The 13,461-nt window shown below is 28.4% G+C and carries 14 protein-coding genes; 6 read left to right on the plus strand and 8 right to left on the minus strand.

Translation table 11 applies throughout. From position 1 onward, the window contains the following. Positions 1-10: 10 nt before the first annotated feature. Both dcuC and QZ429_RS04340 read right to left on the minus strand, forming a co-directional pair. On the minus strand, positions 11-1,444 hold the full coding sequence (gene dcuC / locus QZ429_RS04335) for a C4-dicarboxylate transporter DcuC (RefSeq protein ID WP_291951625.1): 1,434 nt from the start codon (positions 1,442-1,444) through the stop codon (positions 11-13). Between the two features lie 3 nt (positions 1,445-1,447). Beyond that, complete coding sequence (locus QZ429_RS04340; protein ID WP_291951627.1) at positions 1,448-1,810, minus strand: Rid family detoxifying hydrolase; 363 nt, start codon at positions 1,808-1,810, stop codon at positions 1,448-1,450. A 161-nt stretch (positions 1,811-1,971) separates the two neighbouring features. Here QZ429_RS04340 and QZ429_RS04345 point away from each other — a divergent pair, with 161 nt between their 5' ends. Then, positions 1,972-2,640: a PAS domain-containing protein gene (locus tag QZ429_RS04345; protein ID WP_291951628.1), complete on the plus strand. Its 669-nt coding sequence runs from the start codon at positions 1,972-1,974 to the stop codon at positions 2,638-2,640. A gap of 597 nt (positions 2,641-3,237) precedes the next feature. Here the strand turns inward: QZ429_RS04345 and argH are convergent. The 3 genes from argH to QZ429_RS04360 are packed head-to-tail and all read right to left on the minus strand — an operon-like array spanning position 3,238 to position 6,653. Beyond that, a complete protein-coding gene (argH, locus tag QZ429_RS04350) occupies positions 3,238-4,647 on the minus strand; it encodes an argininosuccinate lyase (protein WP_291951630.1) in 1,410 nt (469 codons plus the stop codon). A 55-nt stretch (positions 4,648-4,702) separates the two neighbouring features. Then, a complete protein-coding gene (locus QZ429_RS04355) occupies positions 4,703-5,173 on the minus strand; it encodes an ankyrin repeat domain-containing protein (protein ID WP_291951632.1) in 471 nt (156 codons plus the stop codon). Positions 5,174-5,228: 55 nt separating this feature from the next. Then, positions 5,229-6,653 carry a catalase gene (locus tag QZ429_RS04360; RefSeq protein WP_291951634.1) on the minus strand — a complete coding sequence of 475 codons (1,425 nt, stop codon included), beginning with the start codon at positions 6,651-6,653 and terminating at the stop codon, positions 5,229-5,231. 158 nt (positions 6,654-6,811) lie between these two features. On the opposite strand from QZ429_RS04360, the gene QZ429_RS04365 reads away from it, so the two are divergent. From QZ429_RS04365 to acpS, 3 genes are all read left to right on the plus strand, one after another. Beyond that, positions 6,812-7,471, plus strand: a complete 660-nt coding sequence (locus tag QZ429_RS04365; RefSeq protein WP_291951637.1) for a PAS domain-containing protein — start codon at positions 6,812-6,814, stop codon at positions 7,469-7,471. Between the two features lie 74 nt (positions 7,472-7,545). Further along, complete coding sequence (gene fliL, locus QZ429_RS04370) at positions 7,546-8,085, plus strand: flagellar basal body-associated protein FliL (RefSeq protein WP_291951640.1); 540 nt, start codon at positions 7,546-7,548, stop codon at positions 8,083-8,085. After that, a complete protein-coding gene (acpS, locus tag QZ429_RS04375) occupies positions 8,086-8,436 on the plus strand; it encodes a holo-ACP synthase (protein WP_291951644.1) in 351 nt (116 codons plus the stop codon). Between the two features lie 23 nt (positions 8,437-8,459). Here acpS and fabG read toward each other — a convergent pair whose 3' ends face one another. Both fabG and gpmI read right to left on the minus strand, forming a co-directional pair. Next, positions 8,460-9,203, minus strand: coding sequence for a 3-oxoacyl-ACP reductase FabG (gene fabG / locus QZ429_RS04380; RefSeq protein WP_291951647.1), 744 nt, complete (start codon positions 9,201-9,203; stop codon positions 8,460-8,462). Between the two features lie 14 nt (positions 9,204-9,217). Then, complete coding sequence (gene gpmI, locus QZ429_RS04385) at positions 9,218-10,696, minus strand: 2,3-bisphosphoglycerate-independent phosphoglycerate mutase (protein WP_291951650.1); 1,479 nt, start codon at positions 10,694-10,696, stop codon at positions 9,218-9,220. 78 nt (positions 10,697-10,774) lie between these two features. Here gpmI and mraY point away from each other — a divergent pair, with 78 nt between their 5' ends. Both mraY and murD read left to right on the plus strand, forming a co-directional pair. Then, positions 10,775-11,833: a phospho-N-acetylmuramoyl-pentapeptide-transferase gene (gene mraY / locus QZ429_RS04390; protein ID WP_291951653.1), complete on the plus strand. Its 1,059-nt coding sequence runs from the start codon at positions 10,775-10,777 to the stop codon at positions 11,831-11,833. Beyond that, positions 11,833-13,032, plus strand: coding sequence for a UDP-N-acetylmuramoyl-L-alanine--D-glutamate ligase (murD, locus tag QZ429_RS04395; RefSeq protein ID WP_291951656.1), 1,200 nt, complete (start codon positions 11,833-11,835; stop codon positions 13,030-13,032). Before mraY ends, murD begins: the two co-directional genes overlap by 1 nt. Here the strand turns inward: murD and QZ429_RS04400 are convergent. Next, on the minus strand, positions 13,029-13,461 hold a 433-nt coding region (locus QZ429_RS04400; RefSeq protein WP_291951659.1), incomplete at its 5' end, for a LysR substrate-binding domain-containing protein. The genes murD and QZ429_RS04400 overlap by 4 nt on opposite strands.

The following is a 13,461-nucleotide window of genomic DNA, read 5'->3' on the forward strand; positions in this document are numbered from 1 at the left end:
TGACTCCTTCTTATAAATAAATATAAGTCATAATTACATTAACAATAGCAGCCACAAGCATAGGAATGGCCGTTCTTTTTACTACTTGTAATGGATTTACTTTAGCCATAGCTGAAATTGCTAAAATAGCTGGTGCAATAGGCGAAACACATCTACCAAAACCTGTCATAATTTGAATTGGTGCTATCATAGTTATAGTTTCAACTTCAAAAGATTTTGCTATATTTGGAATAAGTGGTGCAAAAGAGAAAAATGCCGCATTTCCTGAACCCATTAAAAATGCACACACAGCAAGTAAAATTGAAACCGCTACAATAATAGCAAGCACACCAAAACCTGCATCTTTTGCAAAATTTATTAAAGTATCTACAAAACCAACCGATAAAAGCCCGCTTGCAAAAACTTGACCACAAACAATTAAAGAAACGGTGATTACAAACAAATGTCCCATACCCTTAAAAAATACCATAATTGAATTTAAAGTATCAATCAAACTTCTATAGCGTATGATTTCAAAAAGAATTGCTATAAAAGTTGATATCATCATTGCAACTGGCACATTCATTCTAATTGCAGTAGATGAAGCCATTTTAATTTCTTCTATAGTACTAAGTCCTATTAAAACCATAATACTATCTAGCACACTACTAAAACCTAAAATCAATACTAAAGGTATAATAGGTAAAATAGCATAAACTCTAGGTGGTTTTTTGAATTCTTCGCTTTTATCGCACTTTTCTAAATTTTCAATATCATCACGATTAAATGTAAAATTTTCTTTTTTATCAAAATATTTTGCACAAAAATAAATTGCAACACCTACCATTACAATAATAGGAATCGTTACAGGAAGTTGATAATGCACAAAATACACCGCAGGATCAATTTCAGCAGTTTTTGCGGCTAAAATAACATTGCCACTACCTGGTCCATGGTCAATATATTGACATATAGCAATGATAGAAAGCGCTGAAAGCTTAGAAACACCCGATCGCACTAAAATAGGATATATCGTAACCATAAGCAAAAGTGCTAAACCTGCATGCGAAGGTATAAAAAGCACTAAAAACTGAATTACAAAATATGAAACAAGTAATAAAGTATAAGGTGATTTTACAGCATTTAAAGGCCGTTCAAACACTTTAAACAAAGCATAACTTGCACCTACATGATCCATATAGGCTGAAAATCCCGCTATACACATCAAAGTAAGCCCAAGTCCTGATAAGGTCTTTGACATTGTAACATTTACTACTTGGAAAATATCAAAAAAATTTAAATGTAAAGATTGTTTTTCACTAATAATAGGAGAAAGTCCAAAAATTCCTGCTAAAGCTAGCAAGAATAAACCACTTAAAAGCAACGCCATATGGGCGTTGATTTTTTTATAAAGCATAAAAATAAGTAATACTGCAGAACATCCTGCACAAGATAAACCAAACATGCTTTATCCTTTATGAGCAATAACCTCTATCTCCACCTTTGCTCCTTTAGGAAGATCTTTTACCGCAAAAGCACTTCTTGCAGGATATGGAGCTACGAGAAATTCAGCATAAATTTCATTAAATGCTACAAAATCATCGATATTTGCTAAAAAGCAAGTTGTTTTAATTACATTGCTAAAATTAAGATTATTTTCTTCTAAAATAGCCTTAATATTTAATAATGATTGTCTTGTTTGTTCTTTTACATCTTCACTTTCTATATTTCCACTTTGTGGATTAATAGGAAGTTGCCCTGAAATAAATAATAAACCATTAGCTTCTTTATAAGCTGAATATGGTCCTATAGCCTTTGGATAATTTGCCATATATACTCCTTTGTTTAAATAAAATATTGATACAATATTATCATCATAATAATAAATTGTCAATATTTTTTATTATGATAATATTTTTTTATCGTTATAAGCATTAACAACTTTAATAAAAATATTTTGTAAAATAATAAAAAATTAAAAAAGGTTAAATTATGGATAAACAACAAAAAGAATTATTTATTAAACTTACTCAATTTTTAGGGCAAGTACTTGGAAAACAATATGAAATAGTTTTTCATGTAATTTCAAATGAAGGTTCTTATATAGCAGCTATTGCAAATAATCACATTAGCGGAAGAACAATTAATTCTCCATTAACTTCTTTTGCAAGCAAACTCATACAAGAAAAAGAATACTTAAATAAAGATTTTTTGTGTGATTATAAAGCAAAGGTTGGTAAATCTAAAATTGTTGCTGGATCAACTTTTTTCATTAAAAATCAAAATAAAATCGTAGGAATTTTATGTATAAATCACGATACTACAGAGCTTAGAAAATCTATTAGCAAGATTATAGAACTTGAGAAAATCAATGATTTTAGTGATTTATTAGATATTCACAATCAAAATAATATAAATTTACATGATATGAGCAATATAGAAACACTTAGCTATTCTATAGAAGATATCTTAGCAGAAAATATAGATTTAAAATACTTAAATTCAGGATATAACTTAAGCACTGAACAAAAAGATGAGATTATTAAAAAATTACATTCAAGGGGAATTTTTAATATCAAAGGAAGCATACCTATAGTTGCTAAGTCGCTAAATATATCTGAACCTAGTGTTTATAGATATTTACAAAAACTTAAAAAATAATAACACCAATAACTAATACTTAAATTACAAATTTATCCATTATAAACGTGATGTGTTTTGCTTATTTATTTGAAAAAACTCTAGCAAAAAATGTTATGAAAGTAAATGCTTGTAAATATAAGCATTTAATTAAATTTGAAGTAGAAAGTCTTTCTACTTTGCTGCTAGCTAATTCATAATGAGATGATAAAATATATAAAAATATTTAAAATATACAATAAAAGCTCTTTTACCTTTGGGTTAATTCTTACTTTCTCTTTTATTTTTGGAATTAAAATTGATATTTTTAGCCATTATTATTCTTTAATTTTTCACCCAAATAAGCACATATAAGATCTAAAATAGCATTTATAAACTCAACACTCACAGCCAAAAGACCACCATTTAGCATTAATAGCACTCTTAAAAAAGCTATTTAAATAACTAAATAAAAACGCTATAAGTATAAGTAAATCACAAAAGTAAAAATATTTTATAAACTCTATAAAACGATAATTTAAGATTTTAGTATTTTTATTATATTTAACCAAAATATACATAAAATTTAGAATCTATACTACCTATCATCATCTATGATTATTATAAAAAGTGTCCATATTAAATCTTTGTCTTATGATTTGTTTTATTTAAAAGTTCTTTTGCGTGTTCAATTTGCTTTAAAACTGCTTTTGTTCCTGTGCCACCATAAGAATTTCTTGCATCTACACAAGTTTGTAAAGCAATCGCCTTGTAAATATCCTCATCAATACTAGATTCAAATTGACGCATTTGTTCTAAATTTAGATCTTCAAGCATTTTTTTGTGCTTAATGCAGTAATTAACAATATTTCCCACAATCTCATGAGCCTTACGAAAAGGAATATTTTTACGCACTAAATAATCAGCCATATCAGTGGCATTAGAAAAGCCATTAGCAGCTGCTTTATACATATTTTCAGCACAAATTTGCATTTTAGCTATCATAGGTGTTAAAATATTCAAACTACTCACTAAAGTGTCCATAGAATCATATACTTGTGCCTTATCCTCACTCATATCAGTATTATAAGCAAGCGGCAATCCTTTCATAATGGTTAACATTGCCATAACATTGCCATACATTCTACCTGTCTTACCACGCATTTTTTCAGCTACATCTGGATTTTTCTTTTGCGGCATAATACTTGAACCTGTGCAAAAATCATCACTTAATTCTATAAATTTTAAATCTTGACTTGAAAAAAGAATTATCTCTTCACAAAAACGACTAAGATGTGTAAAACACATCGCTGCTATGGAAGTAAATTCTATCATATGATCTCTATCGCTAACACTATCAATACTATTTTCAGTCGGTTTAGCAAAGCCTAATTCTTTAGCGCAAAAATGTCTATCTATATCAAAAGTAGTTCCACCAATAGCAGCCGCACCCAAAGGACACTCATTCATTCTTTTATGTAAATCTTCAAAACGAGAATAATCCCTACTTAACATCCAAAAATAGGCCATAATCCAATGAGAAAATAAAATAGGTTGAGCAGTTTGCAAATGAGTATAACCAGGCATAATAGCTTTAATATTTTTTAGTGCTTGATTGATAATTTCATTTTGCAAATTTAAAATTTGTTCTAAAATTACTTCGATTATTGCTCTCATATGCATTTTAGAATCAAGCGTTGTTTGATCGTTTCTACTTCTTGCAGTATGAAGCTTTCCACCAATCTTTCCTACAATTTGCGTCATTCTTTTTTCTATAGCCATATGAATATCCTCATCAGCTATATCAAAAACAAAAATTCCATTTTGAATTTCTTCTTTAACTTGTTCTAAACCTTTTATGATAGTTTTTGCTTCATCTTCTTTTATAATACCTTGCTTTGCTAGCATATTAGCATGGATAATACTTCCTTGTATATCAAAAGGAGCAAGTCTTGGCTCTACCAACAAAGACGCAGTATATTCTTCAACTAATTTATTTGTAGGTAAATCAAAACGGCCACTCCATAATTTTTCTTTTTTTTCTTGCATAAAATAATCCTTAAATTTTTAAGATTATTTTATAATTTTTATTCTATCAATTGCTTTAATTTTTCTTTCTCTTAAAAATTCTTAATATAAAAAAAGTTATTTTTTTAAGAAAACTTTTTTTAGAATTTTGTGCTAAAAATTCTACAATTTCTCTATGTCCAAACATTGCTGCAAAGCTAAATGGTGTCATACCTAAGCCATTATTTTCATCAATATTAGCTCCATAATGAACTAAAAGCTTACACATAGGAAGATATCCTTTAAAACACACTCCAGCTAATGGAGTTTGACCTTTATCATTTTTCTCATCTACCCTAGCACCATTTTCTAAAAGAAATTTAGCACACTCATATGAGTTATGATAGCTTGCAAGCATTAAAAGACTATCACCTTTGTGATTTTTTAAATTTACGCTCAAGCCAGCTTCTATCATAATCTTTAAATTTTGCAAATCATTTCTTCTTGCAAAATCAAAAGCCATAGTGCAAAGCTCTTGAATTCTTTGTTCTTCCTCATTGTTAAACATATTATTCCTTATATAATCTTTAGTTTGCCACCCTTATAAAGGTGACAAGTAAAAATTATTTATTTAAAGCCTTTTTAACTCCATTTGCATATGCAACTGAAATTTTTTCAAAATGACTTAATGCTCTTTGTATAATTTTTTCTTCTACTCCTTCCATAGAAGCAGCGATATTATTAAACAATTGCTCTTTTTGATTTTCACTCATTAAATCAAATAAAGCTCTTGGTTGAGTATAAAAATCATCATCAAGTGGTGCATATCTTTGTGCATCACCTTCTAACTTCAAATCAGGCTCAAGATAATTTTTATTTTCTTTTGGACTATCATCATAGCTATTTGGTTCATAATAAGCTAAAGCATTTTTATAAGTATCAAAATTCATAGCTCCTGCAACATTATAAGTATTAACTTCACTTCTTGGACGATTAACAGGAAGTAAATGATAATTTGTTCCTATGCGATATCTATGTGCATCTGGATATGAAAAAATTCTAGCTTGAAGCATTTTATCAGGACTAAAGCTAATACCAGGAACGATATTACTTGGACTAAATGCAGCTTGTTCAACTTCATTAAAATAATTTTGAACATTTTTATTAAGCACCAACTCTCCAACTTCAATCAAAGGAACTTTACTATGAGGCCAAACTTTAGTTAAATCAAAAGGATTAAATCCCAATTTTTCTATTTCATCTTCTTTTAAAATTTGAATTTGGAAAGTCCATTTTGGAAATTCTCCTCTTTCAATAGCATTAAATAAATCTCTTTGATGACTTTCTCTATCATTAGCTACAATTTTAGCAGCTTCTTCATTAGTTAAATTTTTAATACCTTGATGGGTTTTAAAATGAAATTTAACCCAAAATCTTTCATTTTTATCATTAATTAAACTATAAGTATGACTACCAAAACCATGCATATGACGATAACTTGCAGGAATACCTCTATCACTCATCAAAATAGTTACTTGATGTAAGCTTTCTGGACAGAGTGTCCAAAAATCCCAAGCAGCGTTATTGCTTCTTAAATTATTTCTTGGATCTCTTTTTTGAGTGTGGATAAAATCAGGAAATTTATAAGCATCTCTTATAAAAAATGTAGGGGTATTATTACCTACTAAATCCCAATTTCCTTCTTTGGTATAAAATTTAATTGCAAAACCTCTAACATCTCTTTCGCAATCTGCAGCACCCATTTCACCAGCAACGGTTGAAAATCTTATAAATAATGGAGTGCTTTCTCCTAATTGTAAAACTTTTGCCTTAGTGTATTGTGAGATATCTTTAGTAATTTTAAGCTCTCCATAAGCACCGCTTCCCTTAGCATGAACCGTTCTTTCAGGAATTCTTTCTCTATTTTGATGAGCAAGTTTTTCAAGTAAAAAATAATCTTGCATTAAAAGCGGACCTTTAGCACCAGCAGTCAATGAATTTTGATTATCTGCAACTATATTTCCAAAATCATTAGTTAATTTTTTCATAATTTTCTCCTTCAAATAATAATTTTTATTATTTAATAAATTATATCTACTAAATATAAAAATAATATTAAAATATTATTTTTATTAAAAATATCTTTTAAGTATATTTATTTTGTAGTAAAATTACAACAATTTTACTACAAAATAAAGGCAAAAATATGGACAAAAAAACTAAAGCTCACTATATCAAGCTAGTTAAATTTCTAGCAGATACATTGGGAAGGAATTACGAAATTGTTTTACATGATGTTAGTGAAGATGGTGCAAATATAGCAGAAATTGCTAATAATCACATCAGCAAAAGGACTATAAATTCACCACTTACTGGTATTGCTATGGAGATGATTAAAAACAAAACCTATCTTGAAAGAGATTATATAACTCATTATAAACTTTCAAGTGAAAATTCAAAATCTATGAGTGGATCAACTTTTTTTATAAAAAAAGATGAAAAATTAGAAGGATTACTTTGTATTAATCACGATATTACAGCTTTTAAGAAAATATCAGATGAAATTCTAAGTTTAGCTTACATCTATGATAACCCAGATGAAGAATCTGAAGGTAGAGAGTATGCAAAGTTAAATTTAGAAGAGCTTGTTAAAGACGCTACCAATATGAGCATAGAAGAGCTCAAAAATAAGACTTTAAAGCCCAAAGAAAAGCAAAAAATAATAGTGCATTTTTATGATAAAGGTGTATTTAATATAAAAGGAATCATACCAAAGGTTGCAGAAATTTTGAATATATCTGAACCAAGCGTATATAGACATTTACAAAAAATAAAAGCATTGATTAATACCACACAAAAAAGATAAAAGGAATTATTTCAAAAAAAGATATTTTTTGATACAATATACGCCCTTATAAACTAGATTAAAAAAGGAATGATATGGCAGATGAAACAATGGATGAACAAGCTCAATCCAAAAAAAAAGGTGGAAATACTTTAGTTATTATTATCGTTGTATTTTTATTTATTTTTTTACTAATCATTATAGGAGCTATAGCTTATTTAATGTTTAGCGGTAATCCTGAAGAAAACCCTTCTCCGCAAACTGAAACCCAAGCTGCACAACCTCCTAAGAAAACAAATGCAGTAGCTGCAAGAGGAAGTGATTATACAAATATTGGAGTAATGTATCCTTTAGCACCTTTTACTTTAAATTTACTTAGTGATGGCGGTGATAGATACGTAAAATGCACTATCCAATTAGAGCAAAATGTTGAAACACTTACTCCAGAACTTGACAAAAAAACTGCTATTATTAGAGATATTATTATTAGAACTTTAACTTCAAAAACATTTGAAGAAGTTAGCACAACTAAGGGCAAAGAAAGATTAAAAGATGAGCTAACTGGCAAGATTAATGAAGTTTTAACTGATGGTTTTATCAAAAATATTTATTTTACAGACTTTGTTGTTTCTTAAATGGTTGGATGTGATATAGTTGCATGTTCTCGCATAGATAAAATTTACAATAAACACAAAACGTTTTTCTTGGATAAATTTCTATCCAAGAAAGAACAAATATATGTAAAAAATTCTAATACTTTAGCGGGATTTTGGGCAATTAAAGAAGCTGCTTCTAAAGCATTAGGAGTTGGAATATCTAAGGAATGTTCTTTTTTTGATATTATCATTTATAAAGATATAAGAAATGCTCCTCATATTAATTTTTCACAAAAAATTATAAAAAAATTTAATATAAAATCAAGCAGTGTCAGTGTAGCTCACGATGGTGGTTTTGCTATAGCTATAGTTGTAATAAAAATACACTAAGCAAGGAATTTACCTTGCTTAAATCACATATAAAGACCACCATTTACTTTTAAAATTTCTCCTGTTATGTAAGAAGAATGATCACTTAATAAAAAGGCTACAGCTTGAGCTACTTCACTAGCATCTGCAAGACGCTTTAGAGGAATATTATTAATATAATGCTGCTTTACTTCCTCGCTTAAAACATCAGTCATATCACTTTTTATGAAACCTGGAGTAATGCAATTGTATCTTATATTTCTAAGCGCACCCTCTTTTGCAAAAGATTTAGTAAGAGCTATCATACCACCTTTACTTGCACTATAATTTACTTGACCGGCATTTCCCATTTCACCCACTATAGAAGCTATATTTACAACAGCTCCAAAACGCTTTTTACTCATAGTCTTTAAAGCTTCTCTACATCCTAAAAAACTTGAATTTAAATTAGCATTTATCACCAATGAAAAATCTTGCATACTCATTCTAAGAGCTAATTTATCATTTGTAATACCAGCATTATTTACTAAATAACTCAACTCACCATCACTTTCTAAAATAGTAGCAATAGCATCTACAAATTCCTCTTCAATACTAGCATCAAATTTTATTACAGCTGCAACACCACCATTTGTCTCTATTTCTTCTTTAAGCGTATCGGCAAGTTCAGGCTTACTTCTATAATTAATCCAAACTTTTAAACCATAACTTGCTAATTCTTTAGCTATAGCAGCACCTATACCCTTGCTCGCACCTGTAATTAATACATTTTTTCCACTAAATTTCATCATTCTCCTTTAAATTAAAATAAAGCCTCATCCATTTCTTTTGGAATTGGCAAACCTAAGATTTTAAGCACACTAGAAGCAATATTACTAAGACCTTTGTTTTCTTTTAATTTGCTCACACCATTTGCTTCTATGAAAGCAAATACATCAAAAGTAGTATGATTGGTAAGGATATTTTTATTTTCATCTTTCATTTCTTCACAATTACCATGATCAGAAGTTATAATGAAAGCGTAATTATGCTCTCTAGCAACTTTAATTACTTTTCCTAAGCACATATCAACACTCTCTACTGCTTTAATAGCTGCTTGAAAATTTCCTGTATGACCTACCATATCGCCATTTGCAAAATTTACAACAATAAAATCTATGCCATTTTCAATACCCTTAATAACTTCATCGCCCACTTTCTCTATGCTCATTTGAGGTTTTTCATCATAAGTTTTGACTTTTGGACTTGGAATTAAAACACGAGTTTCATTAACCTCCAACTCCTCTTTACCTCCATTGAAAAAAAAAGTTACGTGAGCATATTTTTCCGTTTCAGCAGTATGAAGCTGCGTTAAATTTGCCCTTGCTATCATCGTAGCTAAAGTATTTTTTAATTCTTCTTTTTCAAATATCACAGGTAAATTAAAATTCTCATCATACAAACTCATAGTGATTGCATTTTTAAAAATATATTCTCTTTTAAATTCACTAAAATTTTCTTGAGTTAATGCTTGAACTAATTGACGCATTCTATCATTTCTAAAATTAATAAAAATTATCCCATCATCTGGTTTGATCCCATCAAATGTAGGATTAATCACAGGAGTTAAAAATTCATCGGTAATATCTTTATCATAATTTTCTTGTATAAATTTTAAAAAATTGTTACTTACTTGAGCTTTAGCTAGCAATGCATCATAATACATTTTAACTCTTTCATAACGCCCATCTCTATCCATAGCATAAAATCTACCAGATAAAGAAGCTAAACATATATCCTCATTTTCACAAAAATTATAAAGTTTTGTAATAAATTTTAAACCAGATTTTGGAGAACAATCTCTACCATCACTAATAGCGTGAGCAAATACTTCTTTATTTTCTTGCTTACAAATTTTTAAAAGAGCATTAAAATGTGTATGCATAGAATGCACACCTCCATCGCTATAAAGACCTATAATATGCACTCTTTTACATTTTTTTAAAAGATTTTTTAAAACTTTATTTTCTCTTAAAGTATCATTTTCAATGGCTTGATTAATTTTTACTAAATTTTGATAAATCACACGACCACTACCTATACACATATGCCCTACTTCACTATTTCCCATTTGTCCTTCAGGTAAACCAACAGCTAAACCACTTGTTTTAATTAAAACATTTGGAGTATTTTTAAAAAGCTCATCATATGTTGGCTTTTTAGCATGAAAAAATGCGTTAAATTCTTGATTTTGATTATATCCTATACCATCTGTTATTATTAAAACACATTTTTGACTCATTTTCACTCTTTTTTTATAATTTATTTATATGATTTTACTAAAATTATGCTTTCAAAAACAAATACAAGGTTAAAAATTTTGCTTTATCTTACAAATTATACTGATTATATGTTTTTTTCTTACATAAGTGTGCGAGCTGGATTTGCTTTTTTTATCGCATTATTTTTAAGTTTATATTTTATGCCACGATTTATTAAATGGGCACAAAATAAAAAAGCTAGCCAACCAATTTATGAGTATGCTCCACAATCTCATCAAGTAAAATGCCATACCCCGACTATGGGAGGATTAATTTTTATATTTGCTACCATTATTGCAAGTGTTATATGTGCTGATTTAAGTAATTTTTATGTGATAATAGGCATATTATGCTTGGTTTTATTTTGCGGGATAGGTTTGGTTGATGATTTGGGTAAAATCTTAAAGAAAGATAATCACGCAGGACTTAGCCCTAAGATAAAATTACTTAGTCAATTTAGCGCTGCTTTTATTTGTATAATTTTGCTTTACATAATGGGTGTAAATACTGAATTTTATTTACCATTTTATAAACACGCTTTATTTGATGGTGGCATTTTTATGTTAGCCTTATGGATCTTAGTCTTAATATCAAGCTCAAATGCTGTAAATTTAACAGATGGATTAGATGGACTTGCAACGGTTCCTTCAATATTTTCACTTTTAAGCCTTGGAGTATTTTTATACTTAAGTGGCAATATCATTTATAGTTCTTATTTATTTTTACCAAGAATTCAAGGATTAGGAGAACTTGTAATAGTAAATGCTGCTTTGATCGGTTCTTTAATGGGATTTTTATGGTATAACTGCTATCCTGCACAAGTTTTTATGGGCGATAGCGGAAGTTTAAGCATAGGTGCTTTTTTAGGCTATCTTGGCATAGTAAGTAAAAATGAAATTTTACTCTTATTAATCGGTTTTGTCTTTGTTTTAGAAACAATTTCAGTAATCTTGCAAGTAGGAAGTTTTAAAATTTTTAATAAAAGGGTATTTAAAATGGCACCAATTCATCATCATTTTGAGAAAATAGGTTGGGTAGAAAATAAAATTATAGTCCGTTTTTGGATGATAGCATTGCTTGTAAATATCATTGCGTTAATTAGTATAAAGTTAAGATAATGAAAATTTCACTTTTTGGGTATGGAAAAACCACTAAAGCTTTTGCACAACGCTTTAAAAATTGTAATATTTACGATGATAGTTTTAAAAATATCACAAAAGATGAATTTAATAATACTTTTTTACCTCCATATGAATTTAATCCTAGCAAAAGCACGCTAGAAATACCAAGCCCTGGATTTCCCAACGATCATTTTCTAATAAAAAATGCAAAAAATTTAATCAGTGAATATGACTTTTTTTATGATGCTATGCCAAAAAGTGTATGGATAAGTGGCACAAATGGCAAAACAACTACTACTCAAATGACTCATCATTTATTAAAATATATCAATGCACAAATGGGTGCAAACATAGGAATACCTTTAGCAAATTTAGATGCAAATGCAAATTTATGGATACTAGAAAGCTCTTCTTTCTCGCTTTTTTATACTAAGGTTGCAAAACCTGAAATTTATGCGCTCTTACCTATAAGTCCTGATCATCTCTCATGGCATAAAAATTTTAAAGAATACGAAGAAGCTAAATTAAAAGTATTAAAACGAATGAATGAAAATGATGTTGCAATATTACCTAAAAAATATGAAACTTATCCTTGTGCAGCTCATATTATAAGCTACTTTGATGAATACGAACTTGCCCACAAAATGGAGATTGACATAGAAAAAATAAATTTTAAAACACCTTTTTTACTTGATGCAATAATGGCATTAAGTATTGAAAAAATTATATTAGATCGATGTTCTTATGATCTTTTAAACGAATTTAAAATCGAAAAAGATAAATTAGAAGAATTAAATGACCATAAAAATAGACTATGGGTAAATGATACCAAAGCTACAAATTTAGATGCGAGTTTAGCGGCATTAAAACGCTACAAAGAAAAATCAATTCATCTTATTATAGGTGGAGATGATAAAGGAGTAGATCTTAGTGATTTATTTAATTTTATGACAACACTAAATATAAAACTTTATGCCATAGGTTCTAATACAGATAAAATTTTAACATTAGCAAAAAAAGCAAATATACAAGCGTATTCTTGCAAATTTTTAGATGTTGCAGTAAATAAAATAAATGAGAATTTAAAAATTGGTGAAATTGCTCTTTTAAGTCCAGCTTGTGCTAGTTTGGACCAATTTAAATCCTATCAAGAAAGAGGAGAAAAATTTAAAAAATATATAGCAAATTTAACTTAAAATTCTCTTTGAATCTGTTTGATTAAAAATTCACAAAAATTTATAAATTTCTTGTTTGGTTCCTTGCTTTTATGATAAATCACAAACAATTCTCTTGAAATTTTAAAATTTTTTAATCTTATTTGAAATAATTTTTTATTTTCTAGTTCTTCTTTTACGCTAAATTTTGGTAAAACAGCTAAAAAATTTCCTTTTTTTACAAGTTCTTTTATCATAGCTGTAGAATTTAATTCATATATTAATTTTAAATCAACACCTTTTGGAAGAGCATTTAAAAATACTTCTCTAGCTCCAGAACCTTTTTCTCTACTAAGCCATTTAAAATTTTTTAATTCATCTATAAAAAAATCTTTATTAAAATAATTTTTACTAACAACGATTAATTCATCATCACAAATTTTAATTTTTCGAAGATCTTTGTCTTTACAT

This window comes from Campylobacter sp. (genome assembly GCF_020024835.1).
In the GTDB taxonomy this organism is placed as follows: Bacteria; Campylobacterota; Campylobacteria; order Campylobacterales; family Campylobacteraceae; genus Campylobacter_D.

Coding starts and splice junctions, on each gene's coding strand:
- dcuC (WP_291951625.1), bottom strand. CDS start 1,444: ATGTTTGGTTTATCTTGTGCAGGATGTTCTGCAGTATTACTTATTTTT.
- QZ429_RS04340 (WP_291951627.1), bottom strand. CDS start 1,810: ATGGCAAATTATCCAAAGGCTATAGGACCATATTCAGCTTATAAAGAA.
- QZ429_RS04345 (WP_291951628.1), top strand. CDS start 1,972: ATGGATAAACAACAAAAAGAATTATTTATTAAACTTACTCAATTTTTA.
- argH (WP_291951630.1), bottom strand. CDS start 4,647: ATGCAAGAAAAAAAAGAAAAATTATGGAGTGGCCGTTTTGATTTACCT.
- QZ429_RS04355 (WP_291951632.1), bottom strand. CDS start 5,173: ATGTTTAACAATGAGGAAGAACAAAGAATTCAAGAGCTTTGCACTATG.
- QZ429_RS04360 (WP_291951634.1), bottom strand. CDS start 6,653: ATGAAAAAATTAACTAATGATTTTGGAAATATAGTTGCAGATAATCAA.
- QZ429_RS04365 (WP_291951637.1), top strand. CDS start 6,812: ATGGACAAAAAAACTAAAGCTCACTATATCAAGCTAGTTAAATTTCTA.
- fliL (WP_291951640.1), top strand. CDS start 7,546: ATGGCAGATGAAACAATGGATGAACAAGCTCAATCCAAAAAAAAAGGT.
- acpS (WP_291951644.1), top strand. CDS start 8,086: ATGGTTGGATGTGATATAGTTGCATGTTCTCGCATAGATAAAATTTAC.
- fabG (WP_291951647.1), bottom strand. CDS start 9,203: ATGAAATTTAGTGGAAAAAATGTATTAATTACAGGTGCGAGCAAGGGT.
- gpmI (WP_291951650.1), bottom strand. CDS start 10,696: ATGAGTCAAAAATGTGTTTTAATAATAACAGATGGTATAGGATATAAT.
- murD (WP_291951656.1), top strand. CDS start 11,833: ATGAAAATTTCACTTTTTGGGTATGGAAAAACCACTAAAGCTTTTGCA.